The following is a 20107-nucleotide window of genomic DNA, read 5'->3' on the forward strand; positions in this document are numbered from 1 at the left end:
CCGGGTGTCCAGGCGAAGATCGCGGCCTGGCGCGACACCGACCAGACGTTGGTGGAACTCGCCAGGGCGCTCGACCTGCTGCGGGAACACCCGTCGATCGACACCGACATGGCAAGCACGCTCACCCTGCCCCAGATCGCCGAACTGCGAAGTCAGATCGCCCTGACAATCGAGCAGCTGACCGCAGTGGAGGCGCGCTTCTCCCGCGACACGGTCAACATCGGGGTCAGCGGCAGCGCCCGCATGGGCAAGTCGACGCTGCTGCAGTCGGTGTCCGGCCTCGACGACCGGCAGGTCCCGACCGGCCGGGACCTGCCGGTCACCGCGGTCCGCAGCCGCATCTATCACTCGGCGACCGCCAGGCGCGCGATACTGAAACTCCATTCGCGGGAATCATTCTTAAACGAGATTATTCACCCATATCACCAGGAACTGGGAATTGCCGAGCTCCCTCGCACGATTGATGAGTTCCGAAACCATCAGTACCCGGCCGCGACCCCCGATCTGGATCCTGATCTGGTACCGCTGCTGCGGCGGCTGCGCGAGGCGCACGAGGCGCTGTGGTCCTACGAGAAGGACCTGACCGGTGGAGAGATGACCGTGGACCTCGACGAGGTTCGCCAGTTCATCGCCTACCCCACTCATGAGGACAAATCAACCGTCACCGCTGTCGCCCGGCGCTACCTGGCGGTCCGCGATGCCCGCATCGACTGCGCGTTCCCTCACCCCGGAGTCGAACACCTGGGCATCGTCGACCTTCCCGGTCTGGGGGAGATCGCGCTGGAGGCCGAGGAGCACCATGTGCGCGGCTTGCAGCACGAAGTCGACGTCGTGCTGCTGGTGAAGAGGGCGCTGGAAGGGGCCGCATACTGGACGGCCGCCGACGGCCGCACCCTGAAGCTGCTCGACCGGGCGCGGGGGCCGATCGCGAACCGGGGTGACTTCGTCTTCCTCGTCGTCAACACCCCCGTGGGCGCGGAGTCCCTGGCCGAGCCGATGCGTGCGCACATGATGGAGAACGTCAACGACGGGCACCCGGGCAAATTCTTCACGATGCTCGACACGAACGCGGACGACCCCGATTCGGTCCGAGCCAGTGTCCTGACACCGTTGCTCCACGCCCTCGCCACCCGCCTGCCGATCATGGACTCCGAATACCTGTCCGGCGCCGAGGAGTCCGCGAGCTCGACCAGGGCATCCCTGACCTCGGCACTCGGCGACCTCCAGGAGGCCATCCGCGGCATCCGCACGACGGGCGTCGACGAGATCGAATCGATCCAGGACAACGCGGCCAAGCTCCGCAAGAAGCTCGCCGTCGGATTGAAGAAGCTGGTCAGGCGGCTGCGCGTCCGGGCCATGTCCGAAGACGACGATCCCGAGTACGTCACGGCCATCACCGATGTCTACAACAACGTGTCGACCTGGATCGACGGCGGATTCGGAGTCGGCGAGGAGGCCTGGCTCGAAGAGGCCATGGAGACGTTCGACGCCGAGGAAGGCTTCGGGAAGTTCACCGACGACAACTTCAACCACATCCGCGTCGAGATCGCCCGCCGGTTCGCCGAACTGGACAAGTTCTACTCGGGTCAGATCGAGGACGCCCGGCGTGAGGTCGGGCTGGTCATTCGCACGCACACGGGCGTCCTGCTCGACGGGGAGGGCTCGTCCCTCCTGCGCGACCTCGCGGAATGTCTGGACAACCCACGCCTGCCGTGCCCGGCGATGCACGCCGCAGTGACGGGGCTGCTGGATCTTCGCATGGAGTACCGCAATCACCTCCATCCCCGGCTGCGCCCTCATCTCGACTATCTGCAGATGGCCCATCGAGACCCTCGTGACGGCGAGCCCACTCGTGGTGTCGATCTCATGGCGGACGAGGAAGGCGCTCACACCTTCTACAAGCACTGCCAGAAGATGGCCCACAAGTCCGCCTACGAGATCCGCAAAGCGCTGCTACAGGGCGAGGTAACGCCGGTCCAGGTGACGTACGCAGCGGTGGAGCACTTCGTGGACGTCCTCATCCGCTCGGGCAAGTCCGGTGACTCACCTGGCTCCATACGGGAATTCGAGCGCCTGGCCCGCGCCTATCGCAACGAGATCTGGCCCGGTGTCTACCAGGGCATCGCCGAAGGAAACGTCCGGCACGACCGGGTGATCACACTGATCGAGACCCTGCAGAAGAAAATCGACGAAGCCGGGAGGGCCGCATGACCCAGCAGGTCGCGTTCAAGGTGGGCCTGCTCGGTCCCTCCCGCGTCGGGAAGACGTCCCTGATCACCGCGCTCTTCTCCGAGGCCCAGCAGTTGCTGGCCGGAAGCGGGGTCGCGATGATGCCCGACGGCCGGGCCACCGACGACAAGATCGCCGCCAACCGGGAGCAGCTCCAGGGCGACATCCTCGCCAGGGAGTTCTCGCCCGGAAGCCTCGCGGGCAACCTGGAGCCGTTCACCTTCAAGTTCGTCCTCGACCCCGGGGTCGCGGGCGCGCGGATCGGCATCGAGTTGCTCGACTTCCCGGGCGGCTGGCTCGACGGACGGGTGCGCAATTCACAGTCCGACGCCGACTGGGAGTCCTGCCGGGCGTTCATCACCCAGAGCACCGTTCTGCTGGTGCCGGTCGACGCGGCCCTGCTGATGGAGACCTTCGAGAAGCAGCACATCAGGTTGCTGCCCAGGTTCCTCACCACCGCCCAGGTCGACGAGGTGGTCCGGGAATGGGCCGTCAATCGCGCCAGGAGACCACACGAGCCGGCGCTGATCGCGTTCGCGCCGGTCAAATGTGAGGCCTACTTCAACGACAACGGCGGTCTCCGCAATCAGTCGCACCAACTTCGGAAGAAGTTCGACAGCGTCTACAAGGACGTCGTCGCGACGGTCCGGGCCAACGCCCCCCACGCACAACTCCTCTACACCCCGATCGACACGATCGGCTGCGTGGAGATGGTCAAGGCAGCCTGGAAACAGGTCGACGACGCCTGGACCTTCGACGCCATGTACCACGTCCGCAACGATCGGACGATCTCTCGGCTCGGTGCGAAAGACCTGATGACCGCGCTGTGCCAGCAGCTCATCCACGGCAAGCGGATGATGACGGCGGACGAGTCGGAGATTCTCCGCCAGCGGGCCGTCCAGGCTCGCGAACTGGCCGAACGCAGTGAGGGGTTCTTCCGCGACATCCTGATGTGGCTTAACCGGGAACGGCAGGCCCGGAACGACGCGGCGACCAGACGCGACCAGGAGTCCCAGGAGGTGGAGCGGCGTCTGATCGCTCTCGACGACGTCCTTCAGAGGATCGCCAACCGCCCGTTCGGCCCGCGCGTGCAGCGCCTCTAGGGGGCCGGGGTGCGCGTCTACCTGCGGACCCGAGGTCATGACGTCGACTACGGGTTCATCGGCACCAGCCCGCCCCAAGCCTGGTGGCGGAAGTACAAGGACCTTCAGCTCACCGACATCGAAGCTCCGGTCGTGCTGGCGGAAGGCGATCACACGGGCTGGCGGGTCTATCTGCACGGCCTCGACTCGGGCCGGCGGGACAACCGGACCACTCTGATCAGATACGGCGTCGTGCTGGAGGGCACGGCCGACGATGACACTGCAACGGCCTATGGAATCGTCCGGGCCTGGCTGACGGCGATCACCACAGGGTCGGCAGACCTCGGCGAAGCGCTGGACAGGGCTCTCGCTCCGGTCGATCCGCTTCTGGTCGCCGAAAGCAGTGAGGACGTCAAGGCGGCCCGGGAGAAGGCCGAGGCGGCGGTCCGCGTGGCTTTCGAACCGGCCGACCTGACTGCCGGTGACCATTCCGCCCGCTGGCTGGGAGACATCGACGAGGCGAACGACCAGATCGCCTTCATGGGAGTGGTGGGCAGGTTGCTGTCCGGGCGCCCGGGGCGGGCGCTCGTCCTCACCTTCGCGGAGACTCCCGAAGATGTGGCCGGCCTGACCATGAAGGAACCGGGTGACCTTGCTCTGCTGACCGCCCGGCCTGGCCGGGTGCCCGCCGGGGGGCGACATGTCTTGGGAAAAGCCCAGGAGGCCCACCTGCCGCCGGTGGGCCGGACGGAGCGAGAACGACCGAGAGAAGGGCGGCCGCCGCGGAAACCGCGAATGGCGATTCCGCTGGCGCTGACTGCGACCCTGACGCTGGGGGCCACCGGGATGGGTCTGTATCTGAACTCGAGCGATCAGCCCCTCCCGGCCCCGATGGTGACGAACTCGGCGACACCGATGGCCACACCGGATCCGCTGCCGACACCAACACTGAAACCGACGCCGAAACCGAAGAAAACCCCGAAACCGAAGAAGTCCCCGAAGTCGAAGAAGTCCCCGCCACCCGCGGAAGGCGATGGCTGACGCGGCGCACCATGCAGATATCACTGCGGGACGCACCCACCCTAAACGTCTGGATCACCTGGACCAGCTCCGACGGCATCGTGGCCACAGGTGTGGTGAGCAGTCCGGGCTGGTCGGGCGCCCTGCTCGTCGAATGGAAGGAGGCGCTGCCCGGCGAGGATCTCCGAAAGATCCCCGGCGTGGTGACGTCCAGACTTCCCTTCCTCAAGGCCCCATTGGACCGGTTCTGGTCGGAGATTGACCGACACACGCCAGACTTGGCGCTGCCGGTGGATTTCGACTGGATCAAGCAGGCCGTGTTCGGTTACACCTGCCATCGACTGTGGCTGGACCTGGTCACCGATGATGGCGTGACGATCCAGAGCAAGGACGGGCCGCCCCATGCGATCAAGCCGAAGGAGGGCGGCCCGTTTCCCGGCAGCGCTACCTATCTGCTGGAGTGCACGGTGGACGGCGCTCCGCTCAAGATCGTGATCCACAGCGACGGCCTGCCTCATCCGAAGGATTTCCCGCGGATATGGACCCCTCAGTCGACGTGATCGCGCCAGGAGTGCTCGGGCTGGTAGCCCAGCACCTTCCTGGCCTTGTCGATCGACAGCAGCGTCCCGAACTCGCCCACGTCATGGGTGAGTTCGACGCCGGGGAACTCCTCCCGCAGCAGGTCGGCCGAAGGGCGGTTCATGATCGTGTCGGCCGCCGCGATCACGAAGCTCTCCGCACCGGTGACCTCGGCGGTCAGGCCCGCCCGGCAGGCCTGGGCGACGTCGCGGGCGTCGACGTAGCCCCACAGGTTCCAGCGGCGTGAGGCGGCGCCGTCCCAGTAGGACGGCACGTTCGCGTAGTCCTCGACCAGGTGGATGTTGGAGATCCGCAGCGCCACGAAGGGGATGCCCGACCAGGCCGCCACGTGTTCGGCGGTCGTCTCGCTGACGACCTTCGACAGGGCGTAGGTCGTGGTGGGCACGGGGTAGTGGGCCTCGTCGACGGGGGCGTAGCGGGGATCGTCGTCGAAGGGCAGGCCGAGCGTGGTCTCGCTGGAGGCCCAGACGACGCGCCGCAGCTTCAGGGCGGCGGCGGCCAGGAACACGTTGGCGTTCATGGTCACGTTGCGCTGGAAGGTGACCGCCGGGGTGGCCAGGCCCGGCGCGGGGATGTTGGCCAGGTGGACGACGGCCGAGCAGCCGTCGAGGACCTCTACGGCCTGCCCGTAGTCGGTCAGGTCGGCGGCCAGCACGCCGGGGCCCGCCAGGTCGGTGGCGACCACGTCGTAGCCGTGGTCGCGCAGGTCGGCGACGACCACCTTGCCGGCCTTGCCCGCGGCGCCGGTGACACAGATGCGTTCCATGGCACGGAAGCCTTTCACATCCGGGCGAGACGGTTGATACCGGTCGCATACAGGATTTTCGGGGCGTTTTTCTCGCCCCGTGCCAGGGCGAGCATGGCCCTGCCGATCGCCTCGGTGGTGGTCACCATGCGCGGGAAGAGCCGGGTGAAGACCGGCCAGACCGGGGTGCCGATCTTGTAGAGCACCCGGTAGGAGCGGGTCTTGCTGGTCGCGCCGTGCAGCGCCCGGATGAAACCGGGGCGGATCGCGTAGGCCCGGTCGAACTGCTCGAACAGCGCGTTCTCCGTCTCGGCCTTCACGCGGGCCCACATCCGGCGCCCCTTCGCGTCGGCGCCCTGGCTGGAGACGTACACGAAAGTGACGTCGCGCCGCAGCGTGCGGGCCACCTCCATGGTCGTCGTGTACGTCAGCCGCCGGTAGTCGGCCTCCTTCATCCCGGTCGAGCTCACCCCGATGCAGAAGAACACCGCGTCGAACCCCTGGAGGAACGCCGCGTAGCCCGACGGACGGGACACGTCGGCGATCACCTCGGTCAGTTTCGGGTCGGTGACGCCGGTGGGCGTGCGCCCCACGACGAGCACCTCGGACACGTCGGGGGCGCGCAGACACTCCCGCAGGACCCCCTGGCCGACCATCCCGGTCGCCCCGAATACGATCACTCGCACATAAACGACATTACGCCTGCACCACCACAGAGGTGACGATGAGTCCGCCTCCGGCCACCCAGCGGCCCTCGAAGGCCGGTAGCGGCGAGTCGATGAGGATCCGGGCCGTGAACACACCCTCCCCCAGGGTCACGTGGGCGTCCTCGAACCCCAGCCAGCGCCCGGTCATCGGGAACCACGCCTTGTAGACCGACTCCTTGGCGCTGAACAGCAGCCGGTCCCACGCCACCACCGGGTCGTCGGCCAGCAGGCCCGCGACCACGACCCGCTCCTCGGGCAGCGCGGCCACCCCCAGCACGCCGTCGGGCACGGGCTGGTCGGGCTCCGCGTCGATGCCCAGGGAGATCACCAGGTCGCCGGAGGCCACGGCCGCGCCGCGGTAGCCCTCGCAGTGGGTCATGCTGCCCACGATCCCCTTGGGCCACAGCGGTTCGCGGGTCGGGCCCCGCAGGATGGGCGCGTCGCCGTGCCCGAAGGAGGAGAGGGCCTGGCGGGCGCACCAGCGGGCGGTCGTGAACTCGGCACGGCGGCGGGGGACCACGCGCCCGAGGGCCGTCTCCTCGTCGGGGTGGAGTTCGACGCCGGGCGGATCTCCGAAGGTCTCGTGCCACGCGACCCCGGGAGGAAGGACGGCTTCCAGCACAGCGGAACCTTAGCGTGTGAAGGGTCACGGTAAAGTGACAGCCCAGGAGGTCCGATGTCTGACAGCACACCCGAGTCCGCCGTCGAGGCGGAGGTGATCGACGAGCCGGCCGACGGGGTCCCCGGCGAGGAGACCACGGAAGACGAGCTCAAGCGCAAGTTCCGGGAGGCGCTCGACCGCAAGCGTCAGGCGCAGTCCGACCGCAACGGGAAGGGCGCGCGTGGAGCTTCCAAGATCCACGGCACGCATGAGGCCGCCGGCGGCAAGCGCTCGTTCCGCCGCAAGAGCGGTGGCTGACATCCGCTGAATGGGGCCGCCCTCGGAGGGGGGACTTCCGATCCGCGTGATCCAGGCGCACTATGGAAAGTGACATCCTGGGCGAAATCGCATGGAGCGGCTGTGCATAGTCACCTTCCGGCGGCGGTCCCGCTGCTGTCCCGTGGAAAGCACCGCAACCCGCGCAAGGGCGCGTGTTTCATGGAGTTCGCGTCCTACCTGGCCGGAGAACGATGGAGTGACCATCCGGCCTGCACCCACCCGCTGCTGGCCGCCATGGCCCGGCTGGTCAACGACTACACCACCGACGCCAACCGGCAGCGGCTGACGCCGCTGATCCCGTCGGTGATCGGGCTGACGACCAACGACCCGCGGGCCGACGTCCGCATCGCGCTGCGCGCCGCCACCACGGCCCTGCCGGTGGTCGCGGCCGAGCGCCAGCTGGCCCTCGCGGTCTCCGTGCTGGCCTCCGAACACGTGCTCGCCGACCTCGAGGGCCGCGAACCCGGCCTCGAACCGGCCAGCCAGGAGGCGCTCGACCTGGTGCCCGAGGCGGCGCGCTGGGCCTACGGCTTCCGCAGCGGGGTCAAGGTCTCCCGCCGCGGTTTCCGCCGCTACGCCGCCCCGAACACCGTTCAGCTCGCGGTCCGGGGCATCTCACAGGCGTGTGCCGACGACCCGGACGCGATCCTGCGTGACCTGCTGACCGCCGCCATCGACGACGTGCGGGCCCTGGTGCCCGGCGGGTTGCCGGGCGATGATCACGTCGAGACCCGGCCGTTGACGGCCTTCAAGGCGGGTCGATAGAGCGCCCCTCCCGCGAGGATCGCCACACAGGCCGCGCCGAGCATGAAGCCCCAGCTCACGTCGGTCAGGTGGTGCATGCCGCGATAGAGGCGTGAGGCGGCGATGGCCAGCGGGATGCCGAGGCCGAGCGCCAGCAGCAGCCACCGGAGGATGGCGTGCCGGTGCAGGTGGAGCATCAGCACGGTGGCGACGCCCAGATAGAAGGCGACCCCGGCGCTGGTGTGCCCGGAGGGCCAGCTCGACGTGGGCGGCGCCGGGTCGAGGCGGGCCACCTCGGGCCGGGGCCGCTGGGAGACGACGGTGGAGGCCAGGAAGATCAGCGACTGCGCCCACACCGAGAAGATCAGGAACACCGACTCACGCCAGCGCTTGTACGCGATCCTGAAGCCGATCGCGAAGATCGCGGTGGCCACCACGATGACCGGGGTGTCGGAGAACGACGAGACGACGTCGGTGACGCCGTTCCAGAATCCCGACCGCTCCCCCGCGATCTCCCGGCTGACCGCCTCGTCCCGCTCGATCAGCCAGGTGTCCCCCAGCACGTTCACGAGCAGCAGGCCGGTGCCGAGCGTGGCGATCAGCAGGGCGAACAGGGGCAGCAGGATGCGCCGCCCGACCTCTTTGACGTCGACCCGTTGCCAGGGACGCAGGGGTGAGTGACCCGCCTCAGTGGTTTCGGCGAGACGTGTGGCGACCATTGGGGGCTCCAATCTCGGGCTCGACGCCGTCCAAGTGGGGTTTCATCTCAAGTACGTGAGGATCAGCGGGGCTCGTGGGCGACCTTCGGGGCGACGGACTCCGGCTCGACGCCCTGCATGTGGGGTTCGACCGGCGGCCGGCCCATCCTCCGCCGCCAGGCCTCGAAGGCCGCGGTGGTGGCGAACACGACGACCAGCGCCAGGATGATCCCGGCCACCACGTCGCTCACCCAGTGGACCCCCAGGGCCACCCGGGTGAACGCGACCGTCAGCGACACCAGCGCCGCCACGACCCAGGCCACGGCGCGCCAGACGCCGTGCAGCACCGGCAGCAGGACGAGCACCAGCGTGACCGCTCCCAGCGCCGCGTTGAGGGCGTGGCCCGAGGGGAACGACCAGCCGGGCGCCCACGAGACCGGTTCGGGCAGCATCGGCCGGGCCCGCTCGACGACGACCTTCACGGCCAGCCCGATCACACCGCCCACGATCACGGTCGTGACCGCCCAGATGGCCAGCCGGGGCGCGCCGCGCAGCACCATGTACACCGCCGCGCCGCCGACCAGCACCCGCCAGGTCTCCGGCGCGAGGGCGTCGGTGATGAACCGCATGACGTCGGCGAAGGCGGGATTCTGCAGCGCGTACGCGTGCAGGTCGGCGGCCACCCCCTGGTCGAGCCGGTTCAACGGGGTGAAGGCGCTCTTCACCAGGACGAGCAGCAACATGAACGGGACCAGCAGGATCGCGGCCGCCAGGGCCGCCACTGTGAGCCGTGCGCCCAGGGCGCCGTCAGGTCCCGACATCCATCGGCGCATCTCCGTCATGGACGCCCGTGCTACCCCGCCGGACGCCGGACGAACATCAACAGCCGACGCGCAGCGGCACCTTCACCGACCAGCGGCCCGAGGCCGCGTCCTGGGCGCGGGCGTAGGCGTTGGGGGCCCCGGAGCAGTGGGGCAGGCCGGTCTTCTTGCCCCAGCTCCCGCCGGGGTAGCCGGCGAACTCGGCGGCGGCGATCACGCCGCTCCAGACCAGGTCGCCGTCGGCGCGGCGGACGTAGAGCTTCACCTGGCCCACGTTGTAGTGGCTGCCGTTGAGCTTCACGACGTGCTCGTTGGTGGTGATCCACAGTTTCGCGCGGACCTGGCGGGACTCGTTGGCCGCGTTGTCGGCCCGCGCCTGGTCTCGGACCGAGGGCAGGACGCAGACGTCGTCCTCGTGGAAGGCCTCGCGCCAGACGTAGCCGTCCTCGCAGGCGTGGCTGTCGTCCAGCCAGCGGGTCGTCTTGAGGGCGTTGTCGGCGAGGGTGCGGGCCCGCGTCGCGGGGGTCACGCAGACCTTGTCGGCGGGGCGGGCGGCGCGCCAGACGTACCCCTCACGGCAGAGCTGCGGGGCCGCGGCGGCGTGGACGGGGGCGGCCAGTGCGCCGAGCACGAGGGCGGCGGCCGTGAGGGTTCGCAGGATCATCGGTGGTGCTCCAGAAGGGCGCGGGTGTTGCCCTCCCTTATGCACCAGGGTGCCTGCAGACTCCTTGCAAACCCGTGTCAACCGGATGCGGCCCTGCTCGCCAGGCCGATGCGGGCTGCTGCGACATGCTCTCGGCGCTCCGGCTGACCCGCCCGCCGTCGGGCGGCGGCATCCACGTGGACTGTGCTGGAACACGAAGGCGGCCACCGCGATCGGGAGCGATCGGCGGTGGCCGCGGTAGAGGTAGGCGAGCGTCCGGAGCGGGTGCCCGCCTCCGAAAGCGATGGTCCAGTTCACCCATTGAGGTCCCCGGCGTAAGAAATCTACAGGTTCAGGGTAGATCTTCGCTTATCAGGATTAACGGGTCATACCGTGGCGTAAACGAGCTTCCAGACGCCGCCGTAGAGGCACTGGTCGGAGACGACGACCTTCTTGCGCTTGGGCTCGGAGCAGACCTTCAGCTCGACGAGGGTCGCGTGCTGGAAGGCGAAGCTGTAGGACGCCGGGGTCTTGTAGGTGCAGTCGCGGTAGACCTTGTGGGTGAAGGGCTGGGCGCCGTTCTTCTGGTAGGTGATCCGGAAGATCGCGTAGCCGCAGTTGGTGCCCTTGTTCAGGTCGGTGATCTTGCCGCTGACCTTGATGTTCGCGTCTTCGATGACGGCGCCGGGGTTGGTGATGACGCCGGTGAGGCCGCCGTTGGCGTAGGCCTTCTTGCCGGAGCTGTAGCGCTCGAACTTCTTGGCGGGGGCCTGCTGGGTCAACCCGGTCTTCGAGGCGACCGGGGCGTTGTCGGCGAAAGCGGGGGCGGAGGGGACGAGGACGATGGCGAGAGCTGCGACGAGGCCACCAAGGAGGCGCACGGCTGGTTCCCTTCGGGGGGTTTCTGCTGTTGTGGTATTACCATCTCGGAATCTCCTTGCACGCCACTTACGATCCGGTTTATGACAGTGCTGAACACGCGCCGGGTCGCCTGGGACGCCGCGCGTGTCTTCGTCCAGGCGTCGACGTCGGACGCCTACTGGTGGCTGGGCGACATGGTCAACCGCCACCTGGGTGTCATGTACCAGCTCAAGCTCGCCGAGACCCGGCTGCGAATGCTGGAGGACGACGCGGTGACCGTCGTGGAGACCGGCGCGTGGCGGGCCCGGCTCGACGATCTGCTGGCCGGCCGGCCGGACCTGACGCCCCTCGTCGCCGACCTCACGAAGGAAACGGTCGCCCGCCTTCCCTAGGGTGGCCTTCATGACTTTTGAGAGGGTTCGCTGATGCGCGCCGTCGTCTACGACGCCTTCAAGGAGCGGCCGTCGGTGCGCGAGGTGCCCGATCCGGTGGCGGGGCCGGGCGAGGTGGTCGTGCGGGTCGAGGCGACCGGGCTGTGCCGTAGCGACTGGCACGGCTGGCAGGGGCACGACGCCGACATCCAGACCTTCCCGCACGTGCCGGGGCACGAGTTCGCCGGTGTGATCACCGGCGTCGGGCCGGGGGTCACCGGCTGGGCGACCGGCGACCGGGTGACCGCGCCGTTCATCATGTCCTGCGGCGTCTGCGGCGAGTGCCGGAGCGGGAACCACCAGGTGTGCCCGGCGCAGACCCAGCCGGGGTTCACCCACTGGGGGTCGTTCGCCGAGTACGTCGTGGTCCGCGACGCCGCCGTGAACCTGATCGCGCTCCCGGCCGACCTGTCGTTCGGGGCCGCCGCCGCGCTGGGGTGCCGGTTCGCGACCGCGTTCCGCGCCGTCGTTCACCAAGGGCGGGTACGTCCCGGCGAATGGGTGGCCGTCCACGGCTGCGGCGGGGTCGGGCTGTCGGCGGTGATGATCGCGGCGGCGGCCGGGGCCCGGGTGGTCGCGGTCGACGTCCATCCCGACGCCCTCGCCCTGGCCGCCGCGGCGGGCGCGACCGAGACGCTGCCGCCCGGCCGGATCGACCGGCTGGTCTCCGTGACGGGCGGCGGGGCCCATCTGTCGATGGACGCCTTCGGCAGCCCCGGGACCTGCGCCAACTCGATCAACAGCCTGCGCAGGCGCGGGCGGCACGTGCAGATCGGGCTGCTGCCCGAGGGCGCGGACCTGCCGATGGGCCGGGTCATCGCGTGGGAGCTGGAGATCCTCGGCAGCCACGGCATGCCCGCCCACGCCTATCCCGAGATGCTCGCCCTCATCGAGAGCGGCTCGCTGGTGCCCGACCTGCTGATCACCAGGACCATCTCCCTGGACGAGGCCGCGGAGGCGCTCGTCCAGGGAGGCCGGCCCGGGGTGACGCTGATCAGCCCTTGAAGCCGCGCAGCCGCAGGCTGTTGCCGACCACGAAGGCCGACGACAGCGCCATCGCGGCCCCGGCGATCATCGGGCTGAGCAGGCCGAGGGCGGCCAGCGGCAGGGCGGCGACGTTGTAGGCGAAGGCCCAGAACAGGTTGCCCTTGATGATCCGCAGCGTCCGCCGGGACAGCCGGATGGCCGACGCGGCCACCCGCAGGTCGCCCCGCACCAGCGTCAGGTCGGCGGCCTGGATGGCGGCGTCGGTGCCGGTCCCCATGGCCAGGCCGAGATCGGCCTGCGCCAGCGCGGCGGCGTCGTTGACCCCGTCGCCCACCATGGCCACGACCCGGCCCTCGGCCTGGAGGCGCTTCACCGCGTCGACCTTGCCGGCCGGCAGGACCCCGGCGATCACCTCGTCGATCCCGACCTGGTCGGCGACCCGGCGCGCGACCCCCTCGTGGTCACCGGTCAGCAGGACGGGCCGCAGGCCGAGCGCTCTGAGTTCCTTGACGGCCGTCGCCGACGAGGGCTTGAGGACGTCGCTGACCCTCATGAGCGCGGCGTGCTCACCGTCGATCGTGACGGCGATGCCGTCGCCGGCCCGGCCGACGGCCACCTCGCGGCCTTCCACCCGGCCGCGGACCCCCTCGCCGGGAGTGGCCGCGAAATCGGCGACCGGCGGGAGGTTGGCGTGGCCCCGGGTGAGGGCCTTGGCGATCGGGTGCTCCGAGGCGTGCTCGACCGCGGCGGCCAGGCGGCGGACGGTCTCCTCCTCGAAGCCGGGCGCGACCGTCACCTCGGTGAGGGTCATCCGGCCCTCGGTGACCGTGCCCGTCTTGTCGAGCACGACGGTGTCGACCCGCCGGGTCGACTCGAGCGCCTCGGGCCCCTTGATCAGGATGCCGAGTTGGGCTCCCCGGCCGGTCCCGACGAGCAGCGCGGTCGGGGTGGCCAGCCCGAGCGCGCACGGGCAGGCGATGATCAGCACCGCCACGGCGGCGGTGAAGGCGGCCGTCGCGCCCGCGACCGGGAGCCAGAAGCCGAGCGTGCCCACGGCCAGGGCGATGACGATCGGCACGAACACGCCGGAGATCCGGTCGGCCAGCCGCTGGACGCGGGCCTTGCCGGTCTGGGCCTCCTCGACCATGCGGGCCATCTGGGCCAGCGTGGTGTCGGCCCCGACCCGGGTGGCCCGCACGACCAGGCGTCCCCCGGCGTTGACGGTCGCGCCGGTCACCGCGTCGCCCGCGCCGACCTCGACCGGCATCGACTCGCCGGTGAGCATCGAGGCGTCGACCGCCGACGCGCCCTCGTGGACGACGCCGTCGGTGGCGATCTTCTCACCGGGCCGGACCACGAACAGGTCGCCCGCCTTGAGCATCTCGGCCGGGAGACGGGTCTCGACGCCGTCGCGGAGCACCGCGACGTCCTTGGCGCCCAGTTCCATCAGGCCGCGCAGCGCGTCTCCGGCGCGGCGCTTGGCGCGGGCCTCGAAGTAGCGCCCGGCCAGCAGGAACGCGGTCACGCCCGCGGCGGTCTCCAGGTAGATGTTGCCGGCCCCGTCGATGCGCTCGATCGCCAGCGAGAACGGGTGGACCATGCCGGGCGTCCCGGCCGTGCCGAGGAACAGCGCCCACACCGACCAGCCGAAAGCGGCCAGCGTGCCGAGGGACACCAGCGTGTCCATGGTCGCGGCGCCGTGGCGGAGGTTGGTCCAGGCCGCCTTGTGGAAGGGCCAGCCGGCGTAGGCGACGACCGGTGCGGCCAGGGTGAGCGAGAGCCACTGCCAGTAGGTGAACTGGAGGGCCGGCACCATCGCCATCGCGATGACCGGGACGGCCAGCACGACGGCGGTGATCAGCCGGTTCCTGAGCGGGTCGCTCTCCTGGGCCTTCTCGGCCTCCTCGGGCAGCGTCGCGCTGTATCCGGCCTTCTCGACCTCCTCGACCAGGGCCCGGACGGAGACGCCCGGCGCGAAGACGACGTTGGCCTTCTCGGTGGCGTAGTTGACCGTGGCGGTCACGCCGTCGAGCCTGTTGAGCTTGCGTTCGATGCGGTTGGCGCATGACGCGCAGGTCATGCCGCCGATGGAGAGCTGGATCAGATTGGACATGTCTATCCCGCCAGCGTGAACGACGCGGTGCGGACCTCGCCACCGTGCTTGAAGTCGAAGAACAGCCGGTAGGAGCCGCCTTCGCGGGGCACCTCGGCCATGAAGACCACCCCGGTCATCCCGGACATCGGGTGGACGTGGAGGTAGGCCAGGTCGCCCGCGCGCAGCGCCACCAGGTGGCCCTGGGCGCCCAGGTAGGGCTCCAGATCGCCGACCGGCTCGCCGTCCTTGCTGACCGTGATGGACAGCGGGGAGGGCTGGCCCGGGTTCATCTCGCCCTGGAGGGTGACGGTGTAGCCGTCGACCTCCGACGTCCGGCTCGTCTCCGGGAACGGATCGGGGCGGAAGTCGCCCTGAGCGGTCAGGTCGGCGCCGAGGGTCAACGCCGGGCCGCCCTCGGCGGCGAAGTCGGCGTACATCCGGTAGGTGCCGGGCTCCGGGAGGGTGAGCGGGGTGGTCCAGGTGCCGTCGGGGGCCAGTTCCGGGTGCAGGTGCTGGAAGCCGCCCAGGTCCCGGGGTGCCACGATGAGGTGCAGCTTCTTCTCGTGGGCCACCTGGTAGGCGGTGACCGGCTCGCCGTCGGGGCCGAGCACGTGGAAAGAGAAGTCGTGGCGCTCGCCCGGCTTGAGCGTGGTGGTCACCGGGCGCAGGCGGTAGCCGTCCTGGGAGATCTGCAGGCCGCCCGGCACGTGCCCGGCCGGCTCCGCGCTCCCCTCGTGGGCGTGGCCTCCTGCCTCCGCGTGCTCCTCGGGCTCGGCCGAGTAGTCCGCGTAGCGGCGTGGGAGGTCGTCCTCCTGGGTCTGGCCGACCGCGTGGGCCCCGCCGAAGACGACGGCGAGGCCCGCGGCGAAGACGCCCAGCTTGGTGACGGTGTTCACGCCGGGCCGACCAAGGTGTAACCGGCCTCCTCGACCGCGGCCTTGACGGCGGCCTCGTCGACCGGGCTCTCACTGGTCACGGTCACCCGGCCGGCCGGCACGTCGACCTTGACGTCGCTGACCCCGGCGATCGCGCGGACCTCCTCGGAGACGGAGCTCGCGCAGTGGCCGCAGGTCATGCCGGTGACGGAGTAGGCGGTGACGGTCATGACGAATCCTCTTTCAGATGTGTGTCAGGAACGGACGAGACGGGCGATGGCGTCGGATGCTTCCTTGATCTTGGCGTCGGCCTCGGGCCCGCCCTTGGCGGTCGCCTCGGCGACGCAGTGGGCCAGGTGCTCCTCCAGCAGCGCGAGCGCGAACGACTGCAGCGCCCGGTTGGCGGCGGAGACCTGCGTCAGCACGTCGATGCAGTACTTGTCTTCCTCGACCATCCGCTGCAGACCCCTGACCTGCCCCTCGATCCGCCGGAGCCGCTTCAGATGGTCTTGCTTGTGACCGGTGTATCCGTGCATCGCGACCTCCCCGGGTCTTCGTCCTCGCGAAATACTACCCCTAGGGGGTACTGGTATCGAATCTAGCATACCCCCAGGGGGTTTACGAGCAAGCGATGCGGCGCTGTGCCGGATGTTCGCGTTGATCGCCATTCACGAGCCGCCTGGCGGCACGGGACAGGTGTCGCTCGTCCCGCACGCCCGGGACGATGCTGCTGGTCGGGCCAGCCGTCACGGTGGCTCCAGCATCGGGATGCTCGACATCGAGTGGGAAACGACGCCGCTGATATCGGGATGCGGTCGCCGGTCTGGACCACCTCGGCGCTCGACCCGCCGGCCCGACGAGGGTGAAGTGGTCGACGGATCCGTCGTTTCCGCCGTCCCTGCTGCGAGTGAGGAACGTCGTGGTGGCCCTGCCGGGCGGGTGCTGGCGCGGGATGGTCGTTATCCGGGCCCGCCGGGATGGCGAGTCCTCGGCGGTCCGGCGGGCCAAAGGCGACTGAGTGGGAGTGGGGACGGTCGCGACCGACTCGGGCCTATGAGTCGAGGTGAGGGCGGTCGGCGACGACAACCCCTGGCGAGGTTCCGGCGGCTGGTGGGGGACGCGCAGAACTCGGCGACGCGGGCGCAGCGCATCGCCCACCGGTCTCTCGGGGGGTCACGGCGGTGGTGTGCACGCTGCTCAGGCGGCCCGACGAGGCGGTGGCGGCCACCGTCGCCGCAGAGCCGGCATCGCGCGCAACTACGCCGGAGTGCGGCCCGACAACAGGACGGGCGCGGTCAGGGAGCTTCCGGCCCAGGGACGCAGGGTCGCGAAGGTCGGTGACGACGTGACGCCCGCGCCGTGCGGGCTGGCGTCGGCATCGCCATCGGGGCGGGCACCGACGTCGGCGTCGCGTCGGCTGGGGTCATCCTCGCCGGGGACGACCCCAGGGCCGTACCGGCGGTCAGGGATCTCTCCCGGGCGGCGTACCGGAAGATGTTGCGGGTTACGACCTCATTTCGGTCCTCTGAGCGCGCCGGCTCCTGCTGCCGATGTCGGCCTCCGCCGTCGTGGTCGCCATCGGCGCTCAGTTGGTGCGCAGGCTCTCGTAGAGCTCTTTCGTGCGTTCGGCGATGGCCGGCCAGGAGAAGGAGGCGACCGCGCGGGCCCGGCCCGCCCTGCCCATCCGGGTGGCCAGGTCGCGGTCGGCGAGCAGGCGGTTGACGTCGGCGGCGATGGCGCGGGCGAAGACGGCCGGGTCGCGCGGTTCGCCGTGCTCACCTGCGTCGATGGGCACCAGCAGGCCGGTCTCGTCGTGGGCGACCACCTCGGGGATGCCGCCGGTCGCGGTGGCCACGACGGCGGTCTGGCAGGCCATCGCCTCCAGGTTGACGATGCCCATGGGCTCGTACACGGACGGGCAGACGAAGACGGTCGCGTGGGTGAGGATCTCGATGATCTCCGGGCGCGGGCGCATTTCGGTGATCCAGATGACGCCCTCGCGGGTGGCCTGGAGCTCCTCGACCAGGGCGGTGACCTCGGTGGCGATCTCCGGTGTGTCCGGGGCGCCGGCGCAGAGCACGAGCTGGGCGGCCGGGTCGAAGTCGCGGGCGGCCCTGAGCAGGTGGGTCAGGCCCTTCTGGCGGGTGATCCGGCCGACGAAGACCACGTAGGGCTTGGTCGGGTCGATGCCGTGCCTGAGCAGGGCGGCGTTCCCCGGGGCGGGCGCGTACTCGTCGGTGTCGATGCCGTTGTGGATCACGGTGACCCGGTCGGGGTCGATCTCCGGGTAGACGGCCAGGACGTCGCGGCGCATGCCGCCGGACACCGCGATGATCGCGTCGGCGGCGGCTAGGGCGGTGCGCTCGGCCCAGGACGACAGGACGTAGCCGCCGCCGAGCTGCTCGGCCTTCCACGGCCGGTGCGGTTCGAGGCTGTGGGTGGTGGCGACGTGGGGGATGCCGTACAACATCTTGGCGACGTGGCCGGCAAAGTTGGCGTACCAGGTGTGGGAGTGCACCACGTCGGCGCCCGCGCAGGCGGCGGCCATCTCCAGATCGGTCCCGAGGACCTGGAGAGCGGCGTTCGCCGAGGTCAGGCCCGGTGGGGTGGAGTAGGCGTCGGCTCCTTCGCGGGGCGCGCCGAAGCAGCGGACCCGCGCGTCGAGGAGCTTTCGCAGCTCCCGCGAGAGGTATTCGATGTGCACACCCGCGCCACCGTAAACGTCGGGCGGGAACTCACGGCTCAAAAGATCGACACGCATATGCGCAGCCTAGTGTTTGCGACCGTTTTGACGGGTTAAGGTCTGCGTCATGAGGGTCATGGCAATTGTGCTCGCCGGTGGTGAGGGTAAGCGGCTGATGCCGCTGACTGCGGACCGGGCCAAACCGGCGGTGCCGTTCGGCGGCATCTACCGGCTGATCGACTTCGTCCTGTCGAACCTGGCCAACGGGCACTATCTCCAGATCGTGGTCTTGACCCAGTACAAGAACCACAGCCTGGACCGGCACATCTCGCGGACCTGGCGCCTGTCGGCGATGCTCGGCAACTACGTGACGCCGGTGCCCGCCCAGCAGCGCCTGGGTCCCCACTGGTTCTCCGGGTCGGCCGACGCCCTCCTCCAGAACCTCAACCTGGTCTACGACGAGCTGCCCGACCACGTGATCGTGTTCGGCGCCGACCACATCTACCGCATGGATCCGCGCCAGATGGTCGAGCAGCACATCGACTCGGGCGCCGACGTGACGGTGGCCGCGATCCGCCAGCCGCTGGGGCTGTCGGACCAGTTCGGCGTGATCGACACCGACCCGACCGGCCGCCGCATCACCGCGTTCCGCGAGAAGCCGAAGGACGCCGTCGGCCTGCCCGACTCCCCCGGCGAGATCTACGCCTCGATGGGCAACTACGTCTTCCGCACCCAGGCCATGATCGAGGCCGTGCGGGAGGACGCCCTGGACCCCAACAGCAAGCACGACCTGGGCGGCAACATCATCCCGATGATGGTCAAGGCCGGCAGCGCCGAGGTGTACGACTTCAAGAACAACATCGTCCCCGGCTCGACCGAGCGGGACCGCGGCTACTGGCGCGACGTGGGGACCCTGGACGCCTACTACGACGCCCACATGGACCTGATCTCGCCCCACCCGGTCTTCAACCTGTACAACGACCGCTGGCCGATCTACACGGGCCACGACCCGCTGCCCCCGGCCAAGTTCGTCCACAACGACGGCGACCGGGTCGGCCGCGCGATCGACTCGCTGGTCTCGGCCGGGGTGATCATCTCGGGCGGCCTGGCCCTGCGCTCGGTGCTGTCGCCGGGCGTGATCCTGCACAGCCACGCCCAGGTCGAGGACTCGGTCCTGATGGGCAACGTGAAGGTCGGCCGCGGCGCGATCGTGCGCCGGGCCATCGTCGACAAGAACGTCGTCATCCCGGACGGCGCCCGCATCGGCTTCGACCTGGAAGAGGACCGTCAGCGTTTCTCCGTCACCGACGACGGCGTCGTGGTGATCGGCAAGAACGAGATCATCGACCGTTGATGCGCCAGGTGGGCTCGACGACCGTCCAGGCGTCGGCCCACTCCCGGCGGACCCGGCGCCACACCAGCACCCGGGTCAGGCCGAGCAGGGCGCAGGTCCCGACGATCGCCATGAGCGGCACGCCCGTCCCCACGGTCAGCGCGGCCACCACAGTGGTCTCGCGATCACGCGGATGCGGCACGACCTTGCCCTGCGCGTCGGTGTAGATCGTCACCTTCTGGCCTTTGACCGCCAGGACGGGCGCCTGGATCAGCCCTTCGTGGCTCCGGCCGTCGAGCCCCTGCCAGCTGGCCGGGACGGTCGCGGTGGCCGGGGCGTTGACGCTGGTGTGCATGCGGGCGTCGCCCAGCAGTGTCGCCTCGGTGGCGTGCCGGGCATGGGCCTGTTCGTGCTCGGTATGTATGCCCTCGCCGTAGGCCCTGGTCCCCAGCACCAGCCCGCACACCACAGCGGCGAGCATGACGAGAACCGCCAGCCGGCGGACCGCGGCCTCGACGCGGTCACAAGGGCGGCGCAGCGGGTTCCGGTCGAAGCCGAGCCAGCGCCGGAACCGGATCACGGGATTTGCAGCCATCTCCCCACCTCTAGGGAG

22 protein-coding genes are annotated in these 20107 nt (G+C 69.8%); 9 read left to right on the forward strand and 13 right to left on the reverse strand.

The window, feature by feature from the left end; translation table 11 throughout:
• Positions 1-51 precede the first annotated feature (51 nt).
• The 4 genes from AW270_RS18790 to AW270_RS18805 are packed head-to-tail and all read left to right on the forward strand — an operon-like array spanning position 52 to position 4891.
• Complete coding sequence (locus AW270_RS18790) at positions 52-2211, forward strand: GTPase family protein (RefSeq protein ID WP_169807334.1); 2160 nt, start codon at positions 52-54, stop codon at positions 2209-2211.
• Positions 2208-3332, forward strand: coding sequence for a P-loop NTPase family protein (locus AW270_RS18795; RefSeq protein ID WP_061296007.1), 1125 nt, complete (start codon positions 2208-2210; stop codon positions 3330-3332). The genes AW270_RS18790 and AW270_RS18795 overlap by 4 nt, the downstream gene beginning before the upstream one ends.
• Before the next feature lie 9 nt (positions 3333-3341).
• Positions 3342-4352 carry a hypothetical protein gene (locus AW270_RS18800; RefSeq protein ID WP_061296009.1) on the forward strand — a complete coding sequence of 337 codons (1011 nt, stop codon included), beginning with the start codon at positions 3342-3344 and terminating at the stop codon, positions 4350-4352.
• Positions 4353-4363: 11 nt separating this feature from the next.
• On the forward strand, positions 4364-4891 hold the full coding sequence (locus AW270_RS18805; protein WP_061296011.1) for a hypothetical protein: 528 nt from the start codon (positions 4364-4366) through the stop codon (positions 4889-4891).
• Here the strand turns inward: AW270_RS18805 and AW270_RS18810 are convergent.
• The 3 genes from AW270_RS18810 to AW270_RS18820 are packed head-to-tail and all read right to left on the reverse strand — an operon-like array spanning position 4879 to position 7005.
• On the reverse strand, positions 4879-5697 hold the full coding sequence (locus AW270_RS18810; protein WP_061296014.1) for an NAD-dependent epimerase/dehydratase family protein: 819 nt from the start codon (positions 5695-5697) through the stop codon (positions 4879-4881). The genes AW270_RS18805 and AW270_RS18810 overlap by 13 nt on opposite strands.
• Positions 5698-5711: 14 nt before the next feature.
• Positions 5712-6362, reverse strand: coding sequence for an NAD(P)H-binding protein (locus AW270_RS18815; protein WP_061296017.1), 651 nt, complete (start codon positions 6360-6362; stop codon positions 5712-5714).
• Between the two features lie 10 nt (positions 6363-6372).
• Positions 6373-7005, reverse strand: coding sequence for a 4'-phosphopantetheinyl transferase family protein (locus AW270_RS18820; RefSeq protein ID WP_061296019.1), 633 nt, complete (start codon positions 7003-7005; stop codon positions 6373-6375).
• Positions 7006-7059: 54 nt separating this feature from the next.
• Between AW270_RS18820 and AW270_RS18825 the strand changes: the two genes are divergently transcribed.
• Together AW270_RS18825 and AW270_RS40585 are read left to right on the forward strand one after the other, a co-directional pair.
• The gene (locus tag AW270_RS18825; protein ID WP_169807335.1) at positions 7060-7302 is read left to right on the forward strand and encodes a DUF5302 domain-containing protein; all 243 of its coding nucleotides are present in this window, start codon (positions 7060-7062) and stop codon (positions 7300-7302) included.
• A 102-nt stretch (positions 7303-7404) separates the two neighbouring features.
• Positions 7405-8088: a hypothetical protein gene (locus tag AW270_RS40585; protein ID WP_061296021.1), complete on the forward strand. Its 684-nt coding sequence runs from the start codon at positions 7405-7407 to the stop codon at positions 8086-8088.
• Here AW270_RS40585 and AW270_RS18835 read toward each other — a convergent pair.
• The 4 genes from AW270_RS18835 to AW270_RS18850 form a co-directional block, all read right to left on the reverse strand.
• The gene (locus tag AW270_RS18835) at positions 8043-8786 is read right to left on the reverse strand and encodes a phosphatase PAP2 family protein (RefSeq protein ID WP_061296023.1); all 744 of its coding nucleotides are present in this window, start codon (positions 8784-8786) and stop codon (positions 8043-8045) included. The two genes, AW270_RS40585 and AW270_RS18835, sit on opposite strands and share 46 nt — an antisense overlap.
• Positions 8787-8848: 62 nt before the next feature.
• On the reverse strand, positions 8849-9586 hold the full coding sequence (locus tag AW270_RS18840; protein WP_245674760.1) for a phosphatase PAP2 family protein: 738 nt from the start codon (positions 9584-9586) through the stop codon (positions 8849-8851).
• A gap of 58 nt (positions 9587-9644) precedes the next feature.
• On the reverse strand, positions 9645-10250 hold the full coding sequence (locus tag AW270_RS18845) for a hypothetical protein (protein WP_061296028.1): 606 nt from the start codon (positions 10248-10250) through the stop codon (positions 9645-9647).
• A gap of 365 nt (positions 10251-10615) precedes the next feature.
• Complete coding sequence (locus tag AW270_RS18850) at positions 10616-11110, reverse strand: hypothetical protein (protein ID WP_061296030.1); 495 nt, start codon at positions 11108-11110, stop codon at positions 10616-10618.
• Between the two features lie 81 nt (positions 11111-11191).
• On the opposite strand from AW270_RS18850, the gene AW270_RS18855 reads away from it, so the two are divergent.
• Together AW270_RS18855 and AW270_RS18860 are read left to right on the forward strand one after the other, a co-directional pair.
• On the forward strand, positions 11192-11482 hold the full coding sequence (locus AW270_RS18855; protein ID WP_063819249.1) for a hypothetical protein: 291 nt from the start codon (positions 11192-11194) through the stop codon (positions 11480-11482).
• A gap of 33 nt (positions 11483-11515) precedes the next feature.
• A complete protein-coding gene (locus tag AW270_RS18860; protein ID WP_061296034.1) occupies positions 11516-12526 on the forward strand; it encodes a zinc-dependent alcohol dehydrogenase family protein in 1011 nt (336 codons plus the stop codon).
• On the opposite strand, the gene AW270_RS18865 is transcribed toward AW270_RS18860, so the two are convergent.
• The 5 genes from AW270_RS18865 to glgA all read right to left on the reverse strand — a co-directional run bounded on the left by AW270_RS18865 (position 12516) and on the right by glgA (position 18239).
• Positions 12516-14621, reverse strand: a complete 2106-nt coding sequence (locus AW270_RS18865; RefSeq protein ID WP_061296037.1) for a heavy metal translocating P-type ATPase — start codon at positions 14619-14621, stop codon at positions 12516-12518. The genes AW270_RS18860 and AW270_RS18865 overlap by 11 nt on opposite strands.
• A gap of 2 nt (positions 14622-14623) precedes the next feature.
• Complete coding sequence (locus AW270_RS18870) at positions 14624-15499, reverse strand: DUF8832 domain-containing protein (RefSeq protein ID WP_061296039.1); 876 nt, start codon at positions 15497-15499, stop codon at positions 14624-14626.
• Positions 15496-15708: a heavy-metal-associated domain-containing protein gene (locus AW270_RS18875; RefSeq protein WP_061296041.1), complete on the reverse strand. Its 213-nt coding sequence runs from the start codon at positions 15706-15708 to the stop codon at positions 15496-15498. Before AW270_RS18875 ends, AW270_RS18870 begins: the two co-directional genes overlap by 4 nt.
• Before the next feature lie 24 nt (positions 15709-15732).
• Positions 15733-16014, reverse strand: a complete 282-nt coding sequence (locus AW270_RS18880; protein ID WP_061296043.1) for a metal-sensitive transcriptional regulator — start codon at positions 16012-16014, stop codon at positions 15733-15735.
• Between the two features lie 1049 nt (positions 16015-17063).
• A complete protein-coding gene (glgA, locus tag AW270_RS18885; RefSeq protein WP_061296045.1) occupies positions 17064-18239 on the reverse strand; it encodes a glycogen synthase in 1176 nt (391 codons plus the stop codon).
• 58 nt (positions 18240-18297) lie between these two features.
• On the opposite strand from glgA, the gene glgC reads away from it, so the two are divergent.
• Positions 18298-19515, forward strand: a complete 1218-nt coding sequence (gene glgC, locus AW270_RS18890) for a glucose-1-phosphate adenylyltransferase (protein WP_275477765.1) — start codon at positions 18298-18300, stop codon at positions 19513-19515.
• On the opposite strand, the gene AW270_RS18895 is transcribed toward glgC, so the two are convergent.
• Positions 19502-20089, reverse strand: a complete 588-nt coding sequence (locus AW270_RS18895; protein WP_157522202.1) for an Rv1733c family protein — start codon at positions 20087-20089, stop codon at positions 19502-19504. The two genes, glgC and AW270_RS18895, sit on opposite strands and share 14 nt — an antisense overlap.
• Positions 20090-20107 lie beyond the last annotated feature (18 nt).

The organism is Herbidospora cretacea (genome assembly GCF_001570605.1).
GTDB lineage: Bacteria > Actinomycetota > Actinomycetes > Streptosporangiales > Streptosporangiaceae > Herbidospora > Herbidospora cretacea.

Coding starts and splice junctions, on each gene's coding strand:
- AW270_RS18795 (WP_061296007.1), top strand. CDS start 2,208: ATGACCCAGCAGGTCGCGTTCAAGGTGGGCCTGCTCGGTCCCTCCCGC.
- AW270_RS18805 (WP_061296011.1), top strand. CDS start 4,364: ATGCAGATATCACTGCGGGACGCACCCACCCTAAACGTCTGGATCACC.
- AW270_RS18810 (WP_061296014.1), bottom strand. CDS start 5,697: ATGGAACGCATCTGTGTCACCGGCGCCGCGGGCAAGGCCGGCAAGGTG.
- AW270_RS18825 (WP_169807335.1), top strand. CDS start 7,060: ATGTCTGACAGCACACCCGAGTCCGCCGTCGAGGCGGAGGTGATCGAC.
- AW270_RS18835 (WP_061296023.1), bottom strand. CDS start 8,786: ATGGTCGCCACACGTCTCGCCGAAACCACTGAGGCGGGTCACTCACCC.
- AW270_RS18840 (WP_245674760.1), bottom strand. CDS start 9,586: ATGTCGGGACCTGACGGCGCCCTGGGCGCACGGCTCACAGTGGCGGCC.
- AW270_RS18845 (WP_061296028.1), bottom strand. CDS start 10,250: ATGATCCTGCGAACCCTCACGGCCGCCGCCCTCGTGCTCGGCGCACTG.
- AW270_RS18855 (WP_063819249.1), top strand. CDS start 11,192: ATGACAGTGCTGAACACGCGCCGGGTCGCCTGGGACGCCGCGCGTGTC.
- AW270_RS18860 (WP_061296034.1), top strand. CDS start 11,516: ATGCGCGCCGTCGTCTACGACGCCTTCAAGGAGCGGCCGTCGGTGCGC.
- AW270_RS18865 (WP_061296037.1), bottom strand. CDS start 14,621: ATGTCCAATCTGATCCAGCTCTCCATCGGCGGCATGACCTGCGCGTCA.
- AW270_RS18875 (WP_061296041.1), bottom strand. CDS start 15,708: ATGACCGTCACCGCCTACTCCGTCACCGGCATGACCTGCGGCCACTGC.
- AW270_RS18880 (WP_061296043.1), bottom strand. CDS start 16,014: ATGCACGGATACACCGGTCACAAGCAAGACCATCTGAAGCGGCTCCGG.
- glgA (WP_061296045.1), bottom strand. CDS start 18,239: ATGCGTGTCGATCTTTTGAGCCGTGAGTTCCCGCCCGACGTTTACGGT.
- glgC (WP_275477765.1), top strand. CDS start 18,298: ATGGCAATTGTGCTCGCCGGTGGTGAGGGTAAGCGGCTGATGCCGCTG.
- AW270_RS18895 (WP_157522202.1), bottom strand. CDS start 20,089: ATGGCTGCAAATCCCGTGATCCGGTTCCGGCGCTGGCTCGGCTTCGAC.